The sequence below is a fragment of the Pseudomonas sp. P4_C4 genome (assembly GCF_056402055.1).
Genome location: NZ_JBFUID010000034.1, coordinates 30914 through 51155, shown reverse-complemented (window position 1 = coordinate 51155; position 20242 = coordinate 30914). Strand labels below are relative to the sequence as shown.

The 20242-nt window shown below is 61.3% G+C and carries 18 protein-coding genes and 1 pseudogene; 10 read left to right on the top strand and 9 right to left on the bottom strand.

All coding sequences use genetic code 11. The annotated features are described in order from the left end of the window. Positions 1-102: 102 nt before the first annotated feature. Positions 103-1626, bottom strand: a complete 1524-nt coding sequence (locus AC1DXW_RS18165) for an AhpA/YtjB family protein (protein WP_477753909.1) — start codon at positions 1624-1626, stop codon at positions 103-105. A 135-nt stretch (positions 1627-1761) separates the two neighbouring features. Between AC1DXW_RS18165 and serB the strand changes: the two genes are divergently transcribed. Next, positions 1762-2976 (top strand): phosphoserine phosphatase SerB, encoded by a 1215-nt coding sequence (serB, locus tag AC1DXW_RS18160; RefSeq protein ID WP_477753908.1) that lies wholly within the window; start codon positions 1762-1764, stop codon positions 2974-2976. A 121-nt stretch (positions 2977-3097) separates the two neighbouring features. On the opposite strand, the gene asd is transcribed toward serB, so the two are convergent. From asd to AC1DXW_RS18145, 3 genes are read right to left on the bottom strand one after another with little or no spacing between them, the layout of a single operon-like run. Next, complete coding sequence (gene asd, locus AC1DXW_RS18155) at positions 3098-3958, bottom strand: archaetidylserine decarboxylase (RefSeq protein WP_477760287.1); 861 nt, start codon at positions 3956-3958, stop codon at positions 3098-3100. 18 nt (positions 3959-3976) lie between these two features. Next, positions 3977-4792, bottom strand: coding sequence for a thiosulfate sulfurtransferase (gene rhdA, locus AC1DXW_RS18150; RefSeq protein ID WP_477754983.1), 816 nt, complete (start codon positions 4790-4792; stop codon positions 3977-3979). 41 nt (positions 4793-4833) lie between these two features. Then, positions 4834-6372, bottom strand: coding sequence for an HDOD domain-containing protein (locus AC1DXW_RS18145; protein WP_477754984.1), 1539 nt, complete (start codon positions 6370-6372; stop codon positions 4834-4836). Positions 6373-6539: 167 nt separating this feature from the next. Here AC1DXW_RS18145 and motA point away from each other — a divergent pair, with 167 nt between their 5' ends. Both motA and motB read left to right on the top strand, forming a co-directional pair. After that, positions 6540-7391 (top strand): flagellar motor stator protein MotA, encoded by an 852-nt coding sequence (gene motA, locus AC1DXW_RS18140; RefSeq protein WP_150754807.1) that lies wholly within the window; start codon positions 6540-6542, stop codon positions 7389-7391. A 3-nt stretch (positions 7392-7394) separates the two neighbouring features. Further along, positions 7395-8423 (top strand): flagellar motor protein MotB, encoded by a 1029-nt coding sequence (gene motB / locus AC1DXW_RS18135; protein WP_477754985.1) that lies wholly within the window; start codon positions 7395-7397, stop codon positions 8421-8423. Positions 8424-8474: 51 nt separating this feature from the next. Here the strand turns inward: motB and AC1DXW_RS18130 are convergent, their stop codons facing one another. The 4 genes from AC1DXW_RS18130 to rsgA all read right to left on the bottom strand — a co-directional run bounded on the left by AC1DXW_RS18130 (position 8475) and on the right by rsgA (position 11565). Further along, entirely contained in the window at positions 8475-8966 is a 492-nt protein-coding gene (locus tag AC1DXW_RS18130; protein ID WP_477754986.1) for a toll/interleukin-1 receptor domain-containing protein, read from the bottom strand. Next, positions 8966-9925, bottom strand: a complete 960-nt coding sequence (locus AC1DXW_RS18125) for a caspase family protein (protein ID WP_477754987.1) — start codon at positions 9923-9925, stop codon at positions 8966-8968. The genes AC1DXW_RS18130 and AC1DXW_RS18125 overlap by 1 nt, the downstream gene beginning before the upstream one ends. 2 nt (positions 9926-9927) lie before the next feature. Beyond that, positions 9928-10335: a TIR domain-containing protein gene (locus AC1DXW_RS18120; RefSeq protein WP_477754988.1), complete on the bottom strand. Its 408-nt coding sequence runs from the start codon at positions 10333-10335 to the stop codon at positions 9928-9930. 198 nt (positions 10336-10533) lie between these two features. Continuing rightward, positions 10534-11565: a small ribosomal subunit biogenesis GTPase RsgA gene (gene rsgA / locus AC1DXW_RS18115; RefSeq protein WP_477754989.1), complete on the bottom strand. Its 1032-nt coding sequence runs from the start codon at positions 11563-11565 to the stop codon at positions 10534-10536. A 106-nt stretch (positions 11566-11671) separates the two neighbouring features. Here rsgA and orn point away from each other — a divergent pair. Next, positions 11672-12079 (top strand): annotated as a pseudogene (orn, locus tag AC1DXW_RS18110) (oligoribonuclease); the annotation flags it as partial. Between the two features lie 77 nt (positions 12080-12156). Then, positions 12157-12768, top strand: a complete 612-nt coding sequence (locus tag AC1DXW_RS18105; protein ID WP_477754990.1) for a trimeric intracellular cation channel family protein — start codon at positions 12157-12159, stop codon at positions 12766-12768. Here the strand turns inward: AC1DXW_RS18105 and queG are convergent. Then, positions 12750-13829 (bottom strand): tRNA epoxyqueuosine(34) reductase QueG, encoded by a 1080-nt coding sequence (queG, locus tag AC1DXW_RS18100; protein ID WP_477754991.1) that lies wholly within the window; start codon positions 13827-13829, stop codon positions 12750-12752. The genes AC1DXW_RS18105 and queG overlap by 19 nt on opposite strands. A 63-nt stretch (positions 13830-13892) precedes the next feature. Between queG and AC1DXW_RS18095 the strand changes: the two genes are divergently transcribed. From AC1DXW_RS18095 to miaA, 5 genes are read left to right on the top strand one after another with little or no spacing between them, the layout of a single operon-like run. Next, positions 13893-15392 (top strand): NAD(P)H-hydrate dehydratase, encoded by a 1500-nt coding sequence (locus tag AC1DXW_RS18095; RefSeq protein WP_477754992.1) that lies wholly within the window; start codon positions 13893-13895, stop codon positions 15390-15392. After that, the gene (gene tsaE, locus AC1DXW_RS18090) at positions 15380-15850 is read left to right on the top strand and encodes a tRNA (adenosine(37)-N6)-threonylcarbamoyltransferase complex ATPase subunit type 1 TsaE (RefSeq protein WP_007973252.1); all 471 of its coding nucleotides are present in this window, start codon (positions 15380-15382) and stop codon (positions 15848-15850) included. Before AC1DXW_RS18095 ends, tsaE begins: the two co-directional genes overlap by 13 nt. Then, a complete protein-coding gene (locus AC1DXW_RS18085) occupies positions 15851-17281 on the top strand; it encodes an N-acetylmuramoyl-L-alanine amidase (protein ID WP_477754993.1) in 1431 nt (476 codons plus the stop codon). It abuts the gene before it with no gap. Then, positions 17278-19188 (top strand): DNA mismatch repair endonuclease MutL, encoded by a 1911-nt coding sequence (gene mutL / locus AC1DXW_RS18080; protein ID WP_477760286.1) that lies wholly within the window; start codon positions 17278-17280, stop codon positions 19186-19188. Before AC1DXW_RS18085 ends, mutL begins: the two co-directional genes overlap by 4 nt. Next, entirely contained in the window at positions 19188-20159 is a 972-nt protein-coding gene (gene miaA / locus AC1DXW_RS18075; protein ID WP_477753166.1) for a tRNA (adenosine(37)-N6)-dimethylallyltransferase MiaA, read from the top strand. Before mutL ends, miaA begins: the two co-directional genes overlap by 1 nt. Positions 20160-20242: the final 83 nt, after the last annotated feature.

The following is a 20242-nucleotide window of genomic DNA, read 5'->3' as shown; positions in this document are numbered from 1 at the left end:
CCAATGTGGGAGCGAGCTTGCTCGCGATGAGGCCAGAGCAGGCTACAAAAAAGCCCGCAGACGATCGCTCATCTACGGGCTTCTTCACCTTGGGGTCAAGGTTTAAGCGCGGCGCTCATGCATCCGCGCCAGTTGCCGTTCAAGCATCGATGGATACGGCTCCATCAACCGTTCCACGCAGCACGCGCCCTCAGGGCTGGCAATCGGGCGGATCCGTGCGCGCTGGCGGATCAAGGCGTCATCACTGATCTTGCGCTCCACCAGCAGCAGGTTGCGGCTGTGTTGCGACAGGGCCAGGGCGTCCTGGGCGGGGTCGGTCAGCAGCAGGTCGATCTGGCTCAGGCCGAACAATTCGTCACCGAGGGTCAGGCCCAGCTGCAGTTGCAGGGTGATGCCGCTGTCCGCGACTTCGATCTGCAACTGGTGGCCCAGAGCCCGCAGCAGCTCGCCACAGCAAATGGCGTTGGTCAGGTAATCGTCGCCGCTGTCTTCGGTGTGGAACAGCATCAAGGTGCTGCCATCGTTCAAGGTTTCCACTTCGCCTTGATACAGCGACGCGGCCTGATCGAGGCAGTCGCGATAGCGTTCGAGCAGTTCTTCAAGACGTGCCCGCGGCAGGCGTCGCAGTTGTTCCTGGGAGCCCAGCTGCACTGCCAGCACCGCGCTGTGTTGCGGCACGCTCGGTGTGGCCTGGCGAATGACCGGTTGCGGGTTGCTGCCCAGCGATTCGTCGCGCAGGTCGGCGAACGGGTCTTCATCTTCATCATCGTCGTCTTCGACGGTGCTGACGATCTGCCGTGGCGCTGGCTTGAGCGCCGCTACCGGGCTGCTCTCGTCGAAACTCGGATCGCGCAGGTTGCGGACTTCGAAGGCCGGGTCGGCTTCGTCATCCATGTCGTCGAATTCCGGTTCCGGTTCCGGCACAGGGGCGGGCTCCGGGGCGAAGTTGGCGTGCAGCTGACGCGCCAGGTCGCCGATTTCGTCCTGGCGGTCGGTGGCCGGGGTGTATTCATCGATGTTGCGCAGCCACACCCGCAATTGCAGCAGCGGCGTGGAGAGATAACGCCCCATGCGCAGGCTCAGGGCCAAAGACAGGGCCAGCAGGATGGCGCTCAGAATGCCCATGCTTTGCAGGCTGATGGTCATCGGCTGCTGGAACTGATCCATGTCCAGGCTGATGCGCAGCTGGCCAGCCGTCACGTCCTGAAAAGTGATCTTGCTCTGGTAGATGCCCTCGGCTTCGCCCAGCAGGCCGTGTTTGGGGCGCTGACCGGCTTCGGCAAGGATGCGGTTATCCATGCTGTAGATGGCTGCATGCGCCACCAGCTTGTTCTTGGTCAGGTTGTTGAGCAGCACGTTGAGGCTGAGGATGTCGTTGGACACCAACAGCTCGGTGGCCGAGGTGGCCGTCTGCGTGGTCAGGCTTTCGCCCAGCGCATCCGCCTGCTCGTGCATGGCCTGCTTGAACTGCAAGCCCATCACACCGGCATAGATGACCAGGGCCAGGGCGACCAGGATCACGTTATGGCTGGCGATGCGCAATGCAATCGGTACACGGCGGTGGCGCAGTGCCCGGAAGATCAGCAGGAAGAAGTTGTCGGTTTTTACTGGCGTGGGCCGGTTCACTTGAGCTCGGCTCTTTTGTCCGTGAAGTTGACGCGCAGTATAGCGACAGGCCCTAGGCCGTCAAAGCGCTCACGGTGCCCGATGGTCACTGAAAGTGGGTAGAATGCGTTTTTTTTCCACCTGCGGGGGTGCGCCTTGCGCGAAATCGTCCTGATAAACATCACGGGAGTCGACCGTCCGGGTCTGACTGCGGCCATTACCGGCGTTCTGGCCCAGGGTGGTGTGAACATTCTCGACATCGGTCAGGCGGTGATCCACGACACCTTGTCGTTCGGCATCCTGGTTGAAATTCCCGACACCGAACAAGGCAAGTCCGTGCTCAAGGACATCCTGTTCAAGGGGTACGAGCTCGATCAACAGGTGCGTTTCACGCCGGTGTCCGAAGAGGATTACCAGCAGTGGGTCGGCAACCAGGGTAAAAAACGCCACATCGTGACCCTGTTGACCCGCAAGGTGACAGCCGGGCAGTTGCAGGCCGTGAGTTCGATCACCGCCAAATATGGCCTGAACATTGATCACATCGATCGTCTGTCCGGACGTATGCCGCTGGACACCCCGGCCGACAAGGGCAAGGGCTGCATCGAGTTCTCCGTGCGTGGCGAGGCGGCTGATCCGCAGGCGCTGCGTGCCGAATTCCTCAGCGTTGCCCAGGAACTGAACGTCGACATCGCCTTCCAGGAAGATTCGCTGTTCCGGCGCAACCGTCGCCTGGCGGTGTTCGATATGGATTCAACGCTGATCGAAGCCGAAGTGATCGATGAACTGGCCAAGGCGGCCGGTGTGGGTGACAAGGTTGCGGAAATCACCGAACGGGCGATGGCCGGTGAGCTGGATTTCCGCGCCAGCTTCAAGGAGCGCCTGGCCTTGCTCAAAGGTCTGGACGTCAATGTGCTGGATTCCATCGGTGCCTCGCTGCGCCTGACCGAAGGCGCCGAAACCCTGTTCGCTGAACTCAAGCGCCTGGGTTACAAGACTGCGATTCTGTCGGGCGGCTTCACCTACTTCGCCAAGCAATTGCAGGCCAAGCTGGGTATCGACTACGTGTTTGCCAACGAACTGGAAGTGGTCGACGGCAAAGTCACCGGCGTGGCGGTCGAGCCGATTGTCGATGCGCAGCGCAAGGCCGATTTGCTGAAGGAACTGGCGCACAAGGAAGGTTTGCGCTTGGAGCAGACCATCGCGGTCGGCGACGGTGCCAACGACCTGCCGATGCTGGCAATTGCCGGGTTGGGCGTGGCATTCCGTGCCAAGCCGCTGGTCAAGCAGTCGGCCAAACAGGCGATTTCGACCCTGGGTCTGGATGGTGTGTTGTACCTGCTGGGCTTCCGCGATCGCGACGGCCAGCTCTAGGCACCACAAATAAATGTGGGAGCGAGCTTGCTCGCGATAGCGGTGTATCAGTCAACGAAGATGTCGACTGACACTATGCAATCGCGAGCAAGCTCGCTCCCACATTAGATCAGAGTAAGGATCAGGCTTTTGGTGAGCCCATGCCCTGACCCATCTGCACCGCTGTACCGGCGGTCATTTCTTCAGCCCACTTCACTTGATCCGGCCCGAACAGCACGACAGCGGTCGAACCCAGCTTGAAGCGACCCAGTTCTGCGCCTTTTTCCAGGTGGATCGGCGCGCGTGCGGCTTCGTCGTAGCGGAAGGTTTTCAGCTCACGTTTCGGCGGCGTGACTAGACCGGCCCAGACGGTTTCAATCGATGCAACGATCATTGCGCCCACCAGCACCACGGCCATCGGCCCGCGCTCGGTGTCGAAAATGCACGCCACGCGTTYGTTGCGGGCAAACAATTCCGGAACGTTTTCAGCGGTGGTCTGGTTGACCGAGAACAGACGACCCGGGATGTAGACCATCTCGCGCAGGGTGCCGGCCAGTGGCATGTGCACGCGGTGATAGTCCTTCGGCGACAGGTAGATGGTCGCGAAGTCACCGCCCATGAACGGCGCAGCATTTGCCGCATCGCCACCCAACAGTTCCAGCACGCTGAAACTGTGACCCTTGGCCTGGAACACGCGACCGTGCTCGATCGGGCCGAGCTGGCTGATCGCGCCGTCAGCCGGGCTGAGGATCGCGTCCGGGGTTTCGTCCAGCGGACGGGCACCGTCTTTCAGTGCACGGGTGAAGAACGCGTTGAAGTGCTCGTAGGCGGTCAGGTCTTCGACCAGGGCCTGGGACATGTCCACCTGATAACGCTTGGCGAACCAGGCGGTGAACGCATTCTTGAACCAGCGCACGCGGCATTCGGCGATGCAGCCGGCCAGTCGCGAGAGCAAGTTGTGGGGCAGCAGGTACTGGCCGAGGAGAAACAGACGCTTGTTCATTAACGGTCCTTAAAAATCTCAAATTTCTACCGGGGTATCGGGATGGTTGCCCCATTCGCCCCAGGAGCCGGCGTAGCCTTTGACCCGCGGATAACCGAGAGCCTTGGCCACCAGATAGGTGAAGCCAGAACGATGGTGGGTCTGGCAGTGGGTAATCACTTCTTTGTCTTTGCTGATCCCGAGTTGTTCGAGGATCTGCGGCATGTCGGTGCGGATGCGCAGCTGGCGTGCCTTATCCATGCCGGCGGTCCATTCGAAATTGACCGCGCCGGGAATGTGGCCACCCTTGGCTGCCAGGACTTTCTCGCCGGAGTACTCCAGCGGGCCGCGAGCATCCCAGATTGCCAGGTCGGCGGCGCCGAGTCGGCTTTGCAGGTATTCGCGGGTGGCGGTGGGTTCATCGTGCAAGGTCAGTGAAACCGGGCCACCCACGGGTGGCGGGATCTGGATCGACATGGGCAAACCTTCTGCCAGCCAGGCCGGCAGGCCGCCGTCGACATAGTGGTACTTGCTGTGGCCGATGACATCCAGCAGCCAGATGAAGCGCCCGGCCCAACCACCGCCTTCGTCGTCATACACCACATAGATCGCATCGGGGTTGTGTCCCAGCTCACCAAACAAGGTTTCGAGTGCGGCCTGCGGGGGCATCAGTCCCGGGGCGGGGGCCTGGCCGAGCTGCGTGCGTTTCGGATCGACAAAGTGCGCGCCGGGAATGTGCCCTTCGGCGTAGCGGGCGGCACTGGTCAAGTCCACCAGAATCAATTCGCGAGCGTCGAGGCGAGGGAGCAAGTCGCTCGGCTCGATCACCAGCGGCAAGCCAGAGAAGTCAGACATGTGAGGTCTCCAGAGCACAAAAGGGGGGATTGTAGCGCAGCTTATTGGCCACGGTGGCTAAAGCTGTGCAGGGCTTTCTCGATGCACTGCGCGGTTTTGCCGAAGGCCTGTACGGAAATTTCCGAAAACGGTCCGCCGCCCTGGTCCGCCACGACGATCATGATCACCCGGCCATTATTGGCCAGCGAGCGTAGCAGCAGGTGTTCGCCGCTGAACTGCGAACGCAGGCTGTTGGGCAGCAGCGCCGAGAATTGCGCGTTGTTGGCTGGAGTCAGGCGCACCTGGGCCTGTTGCGCGAGCAGGCGTTGCAACACGTTGCTCTGGCTGACCACGAAGTTCAACCCGGCCGCTTCCTTCGGCAGACCGGCCGTCTGGTGCGCGCGCAGGTTGGCTTGGGTGCGGTCGGCCATCAGGATCATCACCCGACGCATGCCGCAGGCTGCGAGGGCGTCCCGGGCGGCGATGGTCAGGTGCATGGCGTTGGTGAAGCGACTCGGCTCGGCCAGCAATTCGGCACATTGCTTGCGCCACTTCGCCAGGTCTTCGGCGGTGGGTGCCGATGCCGGCAGCAGCCCGGCGTGGATACGATTCATGCCCCACGGCCAGATCAGTGATTCGGCGGGGTGCCAGAGGTCGGGCATGGCGTGTTGGCGTGCGCTGTTGGCAGCTTGCTGGTGCAGTTGCTGTTGCACCTCGTCCATCGGCATTTGCAGGTAAAGGCTGGTCAGGAATTGCCAGCGCTCACTGTGCGGGCTGTCCCAGGCGTGTTGCGCCGACAGTGCCAGCCCATTGGCCAGCAATACCGTATTGGCCGGTTGATTGAGCCAGCGGCGCAGGGTCGGGTCGTCATCGAGACGGTTCTGCTGGCGCAGTGGATGCTCGCTGTCACGGGCGATGCGCAGGACTTTCACCAGTTCCCGCTGTTCAGTGAGCAGCAGTCGATAGCCCTGCTGCACCCAGATCGGCAAGCGCCAGATCTCCACCATCGCCTGGCCGATCTCCAGCAGGCGTACGCCAAGCAATTGCTTTTCGACTTTGCATGCGGACTCGCCTTTGTGGATGACCCGCAACTCCCATTCTTCGAGCAGTTTTGGATGGGTCAGCGCCAACGGCCACAGGGGCGAAAGAAACAGCAGGCTGCCCCAGTGGATGTCCTGCCACAGCCGCGCCAGGCGGCTGGCGAAAAAACCGTTGGCCTGTTGCGTGGCGTGCTGGCTGATCATCTGCAGCTGACGCAAGGCTTTGGGGATCTCGGACCGGGGTTCGGCGGGCAGGCGCGCGAGCAGTTCTTCCGTGCGCTTCAAGCCGAGGCGGTTGATTGCAATTTCAAGGTTTTCCGCAGGTTCGGTCATGCTGCCATGGGTATGCCGGTTGGCTTCGCGAATCACGCTCAAGGCCAGGGCCGGACTGCCTTGCATCAAGTCAGCGATGTCGCGCAGCGAGCTGCGATTGTCACGGATGGCCTTGCAGACCCGGTCGTGACTGGCTTGCGGAACCGGCAGGCGTACGCCATCGAGAAGCTTGACCCAGCCTTCGAGAGTGGTCGGTTTCGGGGTTGGAACGTTCGTTTCGTTAACCATGGTGGGAGGCGATCATCGTCAACATTACCTGTGCCCGGATGGGGTCAAATCAGTTTTTCGCCTGAACTGGCTATAGTCTGGCGCAGTTTTGCCGATAAGGAGAAGAAGAGATTTTTTAACTTCCGAATATGACCTTGAACCCGACTCAGTAAGTGCTCTCCTAACCTATGGCTAAAATTATCGGCATCATCGTCGTATTCGCGAGCGTGCTCGGCGGATACGTGCTTTCCCACGGCAAGATTGCCGCCTTGATTCAGCCTTTCGAGGTCATGATCATCGGTGGCGCCGCCCTTGGTGCATTCTTGCAGGCCAACCCCGGCTACATGACGATGCACGTGCTCAAGAAGTCCCTGAGCATGTTCGGCTCGCGTTTCAATCACGGCTTCTACCTTGAAGTGCTGGGCCTGATCTACGAGATCCTCAACAAGAGCCGCCGCGAAGGCATGATGGCCATCGAAGGCGACATCGAAGATGCCGCCGCGAGCCCGATCTTCGCCAAGTACCCGACGGTCCTCAAGGACGAGCGCATGACCGCGTTCATCTGCGATTACCTGCGCATCATGTCCTCCGGCAACATGGCTCCCCACGAGCTGGAAGGCCTGTTCGACATGGAGCTGTTCAGCCTCAAGGAAGACCTGGAACACCCATCCCACGCCGTAAACGGCATTGCTGACGCCATGCCCGGTTTCGGTATCGTCGCGGCGGTACTGGGGATCGTGGTGACCATGGCTTCGCTGGGTGAGGGCGATCAGAAGTCCATTGGCCTGCACGTGGGTGCGGCACTGGTGGGTACCTTCTTCGGTATTCTCGCCGCCTACGGCTTCTTCGGCCCTCTGGCCCATTCCCTGGCCCACGATGCCAAGGAAGAACTGAACGTCTACGAAGCCATCAAGGCCTCGTTGGTGGCTTCGGCTTCCGGCATGCCGCCATCGCTGGCCGTGGAGTTCGGGCGCAAGGTCCTGTACCCGGCGCACCGTCCAAGCTTCGCCGAGCTGGAACAAGCGGTTCGCGGTCGTTAAGTTATGGAAAACAATCAGCCGATAATCATCAAGCGCGTCAAGCGCATCGCCGGCGGGCACCACGGGGGCGCCTGGAAAATCGCCTTCGCCGACTTCGCCACGGCGATGATGGCGTTCTTTCTGGTGTTGTGGCTGCTGTCCACCGCCACGCCGGAACAGAAGATTGCCATCGCCGGTTACTTCAAGGACCCGATCGGCTTTTCCGAAAGCGGTACGCCGTACATCATCGATCTGGGCGGCACGCCGACCCTGGCGCCGGAAAACACCCTCAACCCTGAAGTGAAGTCCCAGCCGCAGCCGGACAAGGTCACCATCGATACCGACCAGGTCGAAGGCATGGCCGAGCAGGTCGAAAAGGAGCGCCTCGAGCTGTTGCTGCAAGAGCTGCAGAACAAGGTCGAAGAAAACCCGCAGCTGCAGAAGTTCAAGGATCAGATCCTGTTCGAAATCACGCCGGACGGCCTGCGTATCCAGATCATGGACGCGGAAAACCGCCCGATGTTCGACTCGGGTTCAGCCCGTCTGAAACCGTATTTCGAAGACATCCTGCTGGCCATGGCCGACACCATCAAAGCGGTGCCGAACAAGATCAGCATCAGCGGCCACACCGATGCCAAGCCGTACACTGGCACGGGTGACTTCGGTAACTGGGAGCTTTCGGCCAACCGTGCCAACGCCGCTCGGCGTGCGCTGGTGGCGGGCAGCTATCCGGATGCGCAGGTGGCGCGCGTGGTCGGTTATGCCTCGTCGGCCCTGTTCGATCGCGAGCATCCGTTCAATCCGGTGAACCGCCGTATCGACATCGTGGTGCTGACGAAGAAAGCCCAGCGTGCGATCGAAGGTTCGCAAGGGGCGGAGCCTACGCCTGATGTTCCGCAAGGTTCGGCTGCACCAGGCGCCACACCGGCTGCACCGGTCGATCCGAACGCGTTGCCGGCGGACAAGGAACCGCTGCCGGCCCACGAACTGCGCGAGCGTCTGAACCTGTTCGATGATCCGGCACCGAAACCGGGTGAGCCGCCCAAGCAGTGACCGACAAAAAAGCCGACAGCGATGTCGGCTTTTTTGTCGGCGTTTTCTACGTTAAAAACCGCGGGTGATTCGGGATTTGAGATCGGCGTGAAAGCGATCCGCATTGGATTTGTTGACGCTGCGCACCGACTCGCTACCTGTCACCGATTCCAGCGACATCGAGCGCTTGAGTGTCGCTTCGTTGCGATAGGCATCGATAAAGAACTCGATGTCCCGGTCGCTGATCAGCTTCGGCCATTTATCGAGGTACAGCGGCAGCTCTGTCGGGCCGGTCTTGAACGAGCAGATACGCCGATTAGTGATAGTCGCCTCGCCGATTTCGAACGGCACCCACCAGGACAGCGCGGTTTTCTCCGACACCACCGCCAGCAGGTGCGTGCATTCGCTGATGTTGCGGGTGATCACCCCGGTGATGTCATCGGTGGTCTGGGATTCGATATCCAGTACGTCGAGGTAGGTCTTGATATTGGCCTGGATCAGGCGCCCGTTGATTTTGACCGCGTGGGCACGATCCATGTGGCGGTAGCTGATAAACACTGGCATCAGAAATGTCCCTTGATCGCGAGTTCGCGGTAATAGGCGCCGAGGGCGGTGAGGCGGCAGCCGGTGGCGTGGATGGCGGCGTAGTACATGTGTTCGGCGTCCACCGGTTCGACCAGGCTGTGGCGGTTGCACTTTTGCAGTTGGGCGAAGACTTCGCCGTGTTCCGGGTTGAACTCGGGTTCGGTGGGCTCAAAGCTGGAGGCGAGGGGGTACACCGACTCCGCTTCGGCAAACCATTCGGGGAGTTTGCGCAGGATTTCCTTGGGGATCAGCGGCGACACTTCGCGCAGGGAAATGAACTGCGAGACGTTGGTCTTGAACACCGGACGCTGTTCCCAGGCGTCGAGGGCATTGTCGACAAACGAATAAAGGCTGCCGGGAGTGATCTTGCCCAGGATGTTCGCTGCACCACCGTGCAGGGCCTGGAGCAGCAATCCGGTGAACACGCCGTGCTGCACGCCCTCCATCGCCGGCTCTTCCTTTTTGCAGGCGGTCAGGATGGTCATGCCTTCGCCGACCACGCTGCCTTCACTGCGCAAGGCGCGCAGTTCGCCGGCCGAGCCGCTCTGGCAACAATCGAGAATGATCACTTTGTTCTTGATCTTCGTGGCCTTGCTCGCCCAGTTGAGGATGTCGCTGAGGCGAATCCCGTCCTTGGCGCTCTTGTAGTCCTGCGGGATCAACATGCCTTCGTCGGTGTCGGTATCGAAGCTGCCGTGGCCGGCGAAATACAGCAGCGCGACGTTGCAGTCCCCGGCAAACAGCTCGCGGATCTGGTCTTCGAGTTTTTCCCGGCTCAGGTAGTCCTCGGCGGAGGTCAGTACGATGTTCTTGAAGTTCGGATCGCCATTGGCATCGGTCTTCAAAACGGACGCCATGGCCATGGCGTCATTGCTGCAACCGCTCAGGCGCGATACATGGGTGTAGTCGTTGATGCCGATAAACAGTCCCTTGCGCATGGTTACACCGCCGTATGCTGGCGAATCGCATCGATGATGCTGTTGGTGTTCCACGCACATTCGGCATGTGCCGCGTCACGTACCACCGTGGAAATGCGCTCGGCACCGAACGGCTTGATAGCAATGATCACCTTGCCCATGCGCTTGGCGATCTCGATTTCCTTATTGATCCACTTGCTGTAGGTGGAGTACATCCCGGCCATGATCAATACCGCCGAACACGGGCGAATCTTGTTTTCGATGGCCTCCTCAAGTTGTTTGTCGGTTTTCGCGCCGACAATCGGGTTGTCCGGTGGCACCGAAAAATTCTTGTAGGTGAAACCGGGCTTGGCGTTGAGCAGGCGCACGAAATTGTCGTGGGCGTCGGGGTAGTTCCACGAGTGGCTGATGAATAGATGGTAGGTTTGCATGGGTGTCCCTCGGTGTCGCAGGAGTGCGAAGAGGGTTTGAACTTAGGTGAATACAGGGCGGCCACAAGGTGTCGGCGCGGAAAGAGAAATGCCCTACAAGCGAGCGTGCGCGCGCCTTACAGAAAGGTCTGATATTTAAGCAGGGGAAGATCCAGCCGCCGGCCGCCCCGCTGAAGGCAGGGCGGTCGGCATGTCTGTTTAGTAGCCGTTTTCCGGCAGGCTGGCGATGATCGAGCGGTAGCTGTTCATCCGTTGCTGCTGCACGCGGCCGTCTTCAAGGGCCTTGAGCAGGGCGCAGCCGGGTTCGCGATCATGCTTGCAGTCACGGAAGCGGCAGGTGCCAAGCAGGTCGTTGAACTCGATGAAGCCGGCTTCGACATCGGCACGGCTGACATGGCCCAGGCCGAACTCGCGGATGCCCGGGGAGTCGATCAACTCGCCGCCGCCGGGGAAGTGGAACAACCGCGCGGTAGTGGTGGTGTGGGTGCCCTGGCCGGACAGTTCGGACAACGGGCCGACACGGGCTTCGACTTCCGGCAGCAGGCTATTGACCAGCGACGATTTGCCGACACCAGACTGGCCGACGAACACGCTGATGCGTCCGTCGAGTTGCTTCTGCAACTGCTCCATGCCGTTGCCGTGGTGCGCCGACACTTCCAGCACCGGATAGCCGAGGGTGCGGTAAACCGCGAGCAAGGCATTCAGCGCTGGTGCGTTGTTGTCGTCGATCAGGTCGAATTTGTTCAGCAGCAACAGAGGCTTGATGCCCGCATGCTCGGCCGCCACCAGATAGCGGTCGATCAGGTTGGCGTGGGGCTCGGGCAGCGGTGCAAACACGATGACGATCATGTCGACGTTCGCCGCAACCGGCTTGAGCTGACCACGGCTGTCCGGGCGACACAGCTCGGTGTTGCGCGGCAGTTGCGCCACGATCACGCCGATACCCTGGTTGCCGGCGCGCCAGACCACCTGATCGCCGGTCACCAGCGCCGGCAGGTTGGCGCGCAGGTGACAACGGAATACCTGGCCGGCCAGTTCGCCGTCGCGGGCCTCGACTTCGACCTGCACGCCGAAGTGAGCGATCACCAGACCGTGCTGTTCCGGGCCCAGATCGCCGCCCTCAAGCGCCTCGACAGCCGAGGACTCGCGTTTGGCGGCGCGGGCAGCGCGTTCGCCCTGAATCTTTTCGATGCGCCAGTTTTGACGACGATTGAGTTGGCGTTTGGCCATGGGTGTTCCGTATAAAGAATGCAGCGATTAGGTAAAACGGCCGCGAGTTTAGCACGCCCGGCTACCGGCCTAGGCTAAACTGCGCAGCATTGCCTAGGAGCCAAACATGCAAAACCCACAGAACCTGATCTGGATCGACCTGGAAATGACCGGTCTGAACCCGGACACCGACGTCATCATCGAAATGGCCACCATCGTCACCGACAGTGACCTGAACACCCTGGCCGAAGGTCCGGTGATCGCCATTCACCACAGCGACGAAATCCTCGCTGGCATGGATGAGTGGAACACCCGTCAGCACGGCGGTTCCGGGCTGACCCAACGGGTTCGCGACAGCCGCATCAGCATGGCCGAAGCCGAAGCCGAAACCATCGCCTTCCTGGAAAAGTGGGTGCCGAAGGGCAAGTCGCCGATCTGCGGCAACAGCATCTGCCAGGACCGTCGCTTCCTTTATACCCACATGAAATCTTTGGAAAGCTATTTCCACTACCGCAACCTCGACGTGTCCACGCTCATGCGGCAGCTCCTACAGGGGGTTGTAGGCTTTGGTGAACTGAGTAGACTGCGCGCCTTTTTGCAAGGATCGCCACCATGCTGCTGATGCTCTACCTGATCGCCATCACCACCGAAGCCATGACCGGCGCCCTGTCTGCAGGGCGTCGTGGCATGGACTGGTTCGGTGTGGTGCTGATCGCTTGCGTCACGGCGCTGGGGGGCGGGTCGGTGCGTGATGTGCTGCTCGGGCATTACCCGCTGACGTGGGTCAAACACCCGGAATACCTGGTGCTGACCACGGCTGCCGCCATGATCACAGTGTTCACGGCGCGCTGGATGCGCCATCTGCGTTCACTGTTTCTGGTGCTCGATGCCATGGGGCTGGTGGCGTTCACCCTGATCGGCTGCATCACCGCCCTGGAAATGGGCCACGGCATGTTGGTGGCCTCGGTCAGCGGCGTGATTACCGGCGTCTTCGGTGGCATCCTGCGGGACATTTTCTGCAACGATATTCCGCTGATCTTCCGGCGTGAGCTCTATGCCAGCGTCTCGTTTGCGTCGGCGTGGTGCTACATGCTCTGCATCTATCTGCAATTACCCGATGAGCAATCGATTCTGATCACCTTGTTCGGCGGTTTTCTGCTGCGCTTGCTGGCAATCCGTTTTCATTGGGAAATGCCCAAGTTCGTCTACAACGACGAAGCCTGACGTTCGGCGTGTTGCCGCAACGCCCATTCGACATGCTCACGCACCAGTTCCGAAGGATGCTGCCGTCGCGCCTTCAGCGCTTCCAGCACCGGAATCGTTGAAGGCGCATTGCCCAACCCCACCGCCAGGTTGCGCAACCAGTTTTCGTAACCGGTCCGGCGCAGCGGCGAGCCTTCGGTGCTTCTCAGGAATTTGTCTTCATCCCACATGAACAGTTCCGCCAGCCCGGCATTGTCCAGATTGTGCCGCGGCTTGAAGTCGCTTTCCCCGGACGGGCGGGCGAAGCGGTTCCATGGGCAGACGATCTGGCAGTCATCGCAACCAAACACACGATTGCCGATCAGTGGCCGCAGGTCTTCAGGGATGGCGCCTTTGAGTTCGATGGTCAGGTAGGAAATGCAGCGTCGGGCATCCAGCACATAGGGGCCGACGAAGGCGTTGGTCGGGCAAATGTCGAGGCAGGCGCTGCACCTCCCGCAGTGTTCGGTGGCGTGGGGCGGGTCGACCGGCAGCGGCAAGTCGACGAACAGTTCGGCGAGGAAGAAATAACTGCCTGCCTTGCGATTCAAGACCAGGGTATTTTTGCCGATCCATCCAAGCCCCGCCTGTTCGGCGATGGCTTTTTCCAGCACCGGCGCGCTGTCGACGAAGGCGCGATACCCAAACGGGCCGATCTCGGCCTGAATTTTTTCCGCCAGTTGTTGCACGCGTTTGCGGATCAGCTTGTGGTAATCGCGACCCAGGGCATAACGGGAGACGTAGGCTTTTTCCGGTTTGGCCAACACTTTCGCCATTTGGGTGTCGCCGGCCAGGTAGTCCATGCGCAGCGAAACCACGCGCAAAGTGCCCGGCACCAGCTCTTCGGGGTGCGAGCGTTTGCTGCCGTGGGCGCCCATGTAGTCCATTTCGCCGTGGTAGCCGGCTTCGAGCCAGCGTTCCAGGTGCTGCTCATGCTCGGCCAGGTCGAGGCCGCTGATGCCGACTTGCTGGAAGCCCAGCTCGCGGCCCCAGTCCTTGATGGATTGGGCGAGGGCGGGCAGGTCTGTGGTAATAGCGGGCATGAGACGAGAGAAACCGGAGCTGAGGTGCGTATAATTCTGCCAGACATCGGAGCCCGAAGACGCATGCCGCACACTAAAGATGAATTACCCGACGCGCTGTATAGCGCCGCCCAGGTGCGAGCACTCGACGCGAGCCTGATCGCCGCCGGCGCAGCGGGCTTCGAATTGATGCAGCGCGCGGCGCGGGCGACGTGGCGGGCGCTGGTGCGGCAATGGCCGACAGCGAGCGAATTGAGCGTGCTGGCCGGTCATGGCAACAATGCCGGGGACGGGTATCTGGTGGCTGTGTTGGCCCAGCGTGCCGGTTGGTCGGTGCGGGTGCTGGCGGTGGGGGATCCGCAGCGCTTGCAGGGTGATGCGGCGTTGGCCCATGCCGAGGCGGTGTCTGAAAACGTGCTCATCGAGCCCTGGACGGCACAATCCGGATTGCGCGGTATTGTGCTGGATGCTTTGCTTGGTACCGGCCTGAGCGGCGATGTGCGTGAGCCGTATGCCAGCGCCATCGCCGCGATCAATGCCAGCGGACTGCCGGTTGCGGCAGTGGATATTCCGTCAGGGTTGTGCACTGATACGGGCCGCATCCTTGGTCATGCCGTGCATGCCGACCTGACGGTCACGTTCATTGGCTTGAAGGTGGGGTTGTTCACCGGTGATGCGGCGGATGTGGTCGGCGAACTGGTGTTCAATGACTTGCACGCCGATTCGCAGTTGATTGGTGGCGCGGCGTTCACCGCTCGTCGTCTGACGGCCGCTAACCTTCCGCGTCCAGCGCCCCGGACCCCGACCTCCCATAAAGGCCGATTCGGCCATGTGCTGCTGATCGGTGGTGATCGCGGGTTGGGTGGCGCGATCCTGCTGAGCGCGCAAAGTGCGCTGCGTAGCGGGGCGGGCATGGTGTCGGTGGCGACTCGCAGCGAACACGTGTCCGCCGCGCTGGCGCGGATCCCCGAGGCGATGGTGCTGGGCACTTCGTCGGCCAATCAGTTGATGGTTTTGCTGCAAAAAGTTTCCGTGTTGGTTGTCGGTCCGGGGCTGGGGCAGGCGGGTTGGGGGCGCAGCTTGTTGTCGGCCGCCGCCAACGCACCGCTGCCGCAAGTCTGGGACGCCGATGCGCTGAACCTGTTGGCCGAGGAGCGTGTGAGTTTGCCCAAGGATTGCGTGATCACCCCGCATCCGGGCGAGGCGGCGCGTTTGCTTGGAATGAGTACGCTACAGGTTCAAGCCGATCGACCGGCAGCGGCCCATGCATTGAGCAAAAAATATACAGCTGTCGTCGTCTTAAAAGGTGCCGGCAGCCTGATCGCCCATCCCGATGGGCGTCTGGCGCTGTGTCATCAGGGGCACCCGGCCATGGCCACCGCCGGTTTGGGCGATGTGTTGGCCGGGTTGATCGGCGCATTGCTGGCCCAGGGCATGGAGCCATTTGACGCAGCCTGCCTGGCGGTCTGGCTGCATGCCAATGCCGGCGAGCAACAAGGAAAATTGGGCCGTGGGCTGGCGGCCAGTGATCTGATTCCAGCCATTCGTCAGTTGTTGGAGGAGCAAGCACCGTGTCTGAAGTAACCCTGTACCTGGCTGATGAGCAGGCCATGAGCGACTTTGGCGCACGCATTGCCCGAATCACCCAAGGCCATGGCCTGATCTTCCTCGAGGGCAACCTGGGGATGGGCAAAACCACGTTGTCCCGAGGCATCATTCGCGGCCTGGGGCATGTCGGGGCAGTCAAAAGCCCGACCTTCACCCTGGTTGAGCCCTACGAGATCGGCGACATTCGCGCCTTCCATTTCGATTTGTACCGTCTGGTCGATCCGGAGGAACTGGAGTTCCTCGGTATCCGCGACTACTTCGAAGACGATGCCCTGTGTCTGATCGAGTGGCCCGACAAAGGTGCAGGCTTTTTGCCAAAGCCCGACCTGACCATTACCATTAGCCCGCAAGACAGCGGGCGTTCGCTGAAAATTTTATCCCAGGGCTCGCGTGGCGAGGCCTGGTGTGCCGCTTTGGCATTGGAATCCAAATAGATGATGGGGTTAGGTATGCGCTTTCGCGCGTTGGTGGCTGCCGTAGGGGTGTTGTTTTTGGCGGTGACCGTCGACGCTGTGGCCGATTCGAAGGTCAACAGTGTTCGTCTGTGGCGGGCACCGGACAACACACGACTGGTGTTTGACCTGACCGGCCCGGTGCAACACAGCGTCTTTACCCTGACGGCTCCGGATCGCCTGGTCATCGACATCAATGGCGCGACCCTCGGTGCGCCGCTCAACGTCAACACCTCGAACACCCCGATTACCGCCATGCGCTCGGCTCAACGCACGCCGACCGACCTACGGGTGGTTATCGATCTGAAAAGGGCGGTAACGCCGAAGAGCTTCTCCCTGGCGCCGAACGCCCAGTACGGCAACCGGTTGGTGGTCGATCTGTTCGATAACGCCGCGGATGCCGCTCCTCCTCCAGCGCCAACACCGTCGGTCGCCACGGTGCCCGCCGTGCCGGTCACACCTGCGGAACCGGCGATCAAGTTGCCACCGGCCCCGGCCGGCAAGCGCGATATCATTGTGGTGATCGACGCCGGTCACGGTGGCGAAGACCCGGGGGCTTCGGGTTCTCGCGGTCAGCGTGAAAAAGACGTAGTACTGGCCATCGCCCGTGAATTGCAACGGCAGGTCAACGGCATGAAAGGCTTCCGCGCCGAACTGACCCGTACCGGTGACTACTTCATTCCGTTGCGCGGCCGTACCGAAATTGCCCGCAAGAAAGGCGCCGACCTGTTCGTCTCGATTCATGCCGATGCCGCGCCTTCTGCCGCCGCTTTCGGTGCTTCGGTATTTGCCCTGTCTGATCGCGGCGCGACTTCGGAGACGGCCCGTTGGCTGGCCGACAGCGAAAACCGTTCCGACCTGATCGGTGGTGCCGGCAACGTCAGCCTCGATGACAAGGACCGCATGCTCGCTGGCGTGCTGCTCGACCTGTCGATGACCGCATCCCTGACGTCCAGCCTGAACGTTGGCCAGAAGGTGTTGAGCAACATTGGCCGGGTTACGCCCCTGCACAAGCAGCGGGTCGAGCAGGCCGGGTTCATGGTGCTGAAGTCGCCGGATATTCCGTCGATCCTGGTGGAAACCGGGTTTATCTCCAACGCTGACGAAGCCTCGAAGCTTGCTGCGTCCAGCCACCAGCAGGCGCTGGCGCGTTCGATCAGCAGCGGCGTGCGCCAGTTCTTCCAGCAGAACCCGCCGCCGGGCACTTACATTGCCTGGCTGCGCGACTCCGGCAAGATTGTGCAAGGTCCACGTGACCACCGCGTCAACCCGGGCGAGACCCTGGCGATGATCGCCGTGCGCTATCAAGTGTCGCCCGCCACCCTGCGCAGCGCCAACAACCTGTCGAGCGATGAGCTCAAGATCGGTCAGCACCTGACTATTCCGGGCACTGAACTGGCGGCCAAAGAATGAATCAAGTCGTGAACAACAGCGCTCGCATCGAGCTGCTCAGCCCGCGACTGGCGAACCAGATTGCCGCGGGTGAGGTGGTCGAACGCCCGGCTTCGGTGATCAAGGAACTGCTGGAAAACAGCCTCGACTCCGGCGCTAAACGCATCGACGTCGATGTGGAGCAGGGCGGCGTCAAGCTGCTGCGGGTGCGCGACGATGGCAGCGGCATTTCCGCCGATGACCTGCCGCTGGCCCTGGCCCGTCACGCCACCAGCAAAATCCGCAACCTGGAAGACCTCGAGCAGGTCATGAGCCTGGGGTTTCGCGGTGAGGCCCTGGCATCGATCAGCTCCGTGGCGCGCCTGACCCTGACCTCGCGCACCCGCGACGCCGATCAGGCCTGGCAGGTCGAGACCGAAGGCCGGGACATGGCGCCTCGCGTGCAGCCCGCGGCCCATCCGGTGGGCACATCGGTTGAAGTGCGCGACCTGTTCTTCAATACGCCGGCGCGGCGCAAATTTCTCAAGACTGAAAAAACCGAATTCGATCACCTGCAAGAAGTGATCAGGCGCCTGGCCCTGGCGCGCTTCGATGTGGCGTTCCATCTGCGCCACAACGGCAAGACCATCCTCAGCCTGCACGAGGCCCATGATGATGCGGCCCGTGCCCGGCGCGTGGCAGCGATCTGCGGGCCGGGCTTCCTGGAGCAGGCGCTGCCGATCGAGATCGAGCGCAACGGCCTGCATCTATGGGGTTGGGTCGGGCTGCCGACCTTCAACCGCAGCCAGGCCGACTTGCAGTATTTCTTCGTCAATGGCCGTGCCGTGCGCGACAAACTGGTGGCCCACGCTGTGCGCCAGGCTTATCGCGACGTGCTGTTCAATGGTCGGCACCCGACCTTCGTGCTGTTTTTCGAAGTCGATCCGACCGGTGTGGACGTCAACGTGCACCCGACCAAGCACGAAGTGCGCTTCCGTGAAGGACGCATGGTTCACGATTTTCTCTATGGCACCTTGCACCGTGCCTTGGGCGATGTGCGGCCGGACGATCATCTGGCGGCGCCAGTTGCCACGGCCATCGTCCGGCCTACCGGTCTCGAAGCCGGTGAATTCGGGCCCCAGGGCGAAATGCGCCTGGCCGCCAATGCGCTGCTGGAACAGCCTCAGGCTCAGCCGTCGTTCAATACGCCGGCGGGTTCGGGAGCTGGCGCGGGTTATCAGTATCAATACACGCCGCGTCCGCAGTCCGGTGTGCCTGTCACCGAAGCGCAGGCCGCCTATCGCGAGTTCTTTGCGCCGCTGCCCGAGGCCAATGCCGTTGCGCTACCGGCCGGGCAGGACGACGTCCCGCCGCTCGGTTATGCACTGGCACAACTCAAGGGCATCTACATTCTTTCGGAAAATGCCCAGGGCTTGGTGCTGGTGGACATGCATGCCGCCCACGAGCGGATCATGTATGAGCGTCTGAAGGTGGCGATGGCCAGCGAGGGCCTGAGCGGCCAGCCGTTGCTGGTGCCGGAGTCCCTGGCCGTCAGTCAGCGTGAAGCCGATTGCGCCGAGGAGCATGTTGCCTGGTTCCAGCGTCTGGGCTTTGAATTGCAGCGTCTGGGCCCGGAAACTCTGGCGATCCGGCAGATTCCGGCGCTGCTCAAGCAGGCGGAAGCCAACCGGTTGGTCGCCGACGTCCTGGCCGACCTGATGGAGTTCGGCACCAGCGACCGCATTCAGGCGCACCTGAACGAATTGCTCGGGACCATGGCCTGCCACGGTGCGGTTCGTGCAAATCGGCGTTTGGCCCTGCCGGAAATGAACGCTCTGCTGCGTGACATGGAAAGCACCGAGCGCAGCGGTCAATGCAACCATGGCCGACCGACCTGGACCCAGCTGGGCCTGGACGATCTGGACAAACTCTTCTTGCGCGGTCGTTGATGAGCCAGTTCCCACCTGCGATTTTCCTGATGGGCCCGACCGCCGCCGGCAAGACCGATCTGGCCATCGAACTCACCAAGGTCCTGCCGTGCGAGTTGATCAGCGTCGATTCGGCGCTGGTCTACCGTGGCATGGACATTGGCACCGCCAAGCCTTCCAAAGAGCTGCTGGCGCAGTATCCGCATCGTCTGATCGATATTCTCGACCCGGCCGAGAGCTATTCGGCAGCGGATTTCCGCCGTGACGCCCTGGAAGCCATGGCCGATATCACCGCGCGCGGAAAAATTCCGCTGCTGGTGGGCGGCACCATGCTCTATTACAAGGCTTTGGTTGAAGGTCTGGCAGATATGCCGGCGGCCGATCCCGACGTCCGCGCGCAGATCGAAGAAGAGGCTGCACGCCTTGGCTGGCAAGCCTTGCACGACCAGTTGGCGGTCATTGATCCGGTTTCCGCGGCGCGGATTCATCCGAACGATCCCCAGCGATTGAGTCGAGCACTGGAAGTTTATCGTGTCAGCGGTCAGAGCATGACTGCCCTGCGTTTGCAACAAAGTGCGCAAAGTACTGAAGCAGCCGCTTCGGGACGCCAACAATTGCCCTATACTGTCGCGAACTTGGCCATTGCTCCGGCAAATCGTCAGGTACTACACGAGCGAATTAAACAAAGATTCACTTTAATGTTGGAACAGGGATTCATTGACGAGGTCGTAGCCCTGCGTAATAGAGGTGACCTGCATGCCGGGATGCCGTCTATACGTGCAGTAGGCTACCGCCAAGTCTGGGACTACCTGGATGGCAAGCTGACGTCAGCCGAGATGCAGGAGCGTGGAATCATTGCCACGCGCCAATTGGCGAAACGCCAGTTCACCTGGCTGCGCAGTTGGACTGATCTGCATTGGCTGGACAGTCTGGATTGCGACAATCTGCCGCGCGCCTTGAAATACCTGGGGACCGTCTCCATATTGAGCTGAGTCCTTGCAATTGCCGTCTATCCTTGGGGGTGTGACGGCCAAAGCCATCTGTTTACCTATTTTTATATTGAATCCTTAAAGGA

Excerpts from the sequence above, each read along its gene's own strand:
- miaA (WP_477753166.1), top strand. The coding sequence starts at position 19,188 with ATGAGCCAGTTCCCACCTGCGATTTTCCTGATGGGCCCGACCGCCGCC.
- AC1DXW_RS18130 (WP_477754986.1), bottom strand. The coding sequence starts at position 8,966 with ATGCCAGTGTTTATCAGCTACCGCCACATGGATCGTGCCCACGCGGTC.
- AC1DXW_RS18145 (WP_477754984.1), bottom strand. The coding sequence starts at position 6,372 with ATGGTTAACGAAACGAACGTTCCAACCCCGAAACCGACCACTCTCGAA.
- motA (WP_150754807.1), top strand. The coding sequence starts at position 6,540 with ATGGCTAAAATTATCGGCATCATCGTCGTATTCGCGAGCGTGCTCGGC.
- AC1DXW_RS18095 (WP_477754992.1), top strand. The coding sequence starts at position 13,893 with ATGCCGCACACTAAAGATGAATTACCCGACGCGCTGTATAGCGCCGCC.
- AC1DXW_RS18125 (WP_477754987.1), bottom strand. The coding sequence starts at position 9,925 with ATGCGCAAGGGACTGTTTATCGGCATCAACGACTACACCCATGTATCG.
- rhdA (WP_477754983.1), bottom strand. The coding sequence starts at position 4,792 with ATGTCTGACTTCTCTGGCTTGCCGCTGGTGATCGAGCCGAGCGACTTG.
- mutL (WP_477760286.1), top strand. The coding sequence starts at position 17,278 with ATGAATCAAGTCGTGAACAACAGCGCTCGCATCGAGCTGCTCAGCCCG.
- AC1DXW_RS18105 (WP_477754990.1), top strand. The coding sequence starts at position 12,157 with ATGCTGCTGATGCTCTACCTGATCGCCATCACCACCGAAGCCATGACC.
- AC1DXW_RS18085 (WP_477754993.1), top strand. The coding sequence starts at position 15,851 with ATGATGGGGTTAGGTATGCGCTTTCGCGCGTTGGTGGCTGCCGTAGGG.
- queG (WP_477754991.1), bottom strand. The coding sequence starts at position 13,829 with ATGCCCGCTATTACCACAGACCTGCCCGCCCTCGCCCAATCCATCAAG.
- AC1DXW_RS18120 (WP_477754988.1), bottom strand. The coding sequence starts at position 10,335 with ATGCAAACCTACCATCTATTCATCAGCCACTCGTGGAACTACCCCGAC.
- rsgA (WP_477754989.1), bottom strand. The coding sequence starts at position 11,565 with ATGGCCAAACGCCAACTCAATCGTCGTCAAAACTGGCGCATCGAAAAG.
- motB (WP_477754985.1), top strand. The coding sequence starts at position 7,395 with ATGGAAAACAATCAGCCGATAATCATCAAGCGCGTCAAGCGCATCGCC.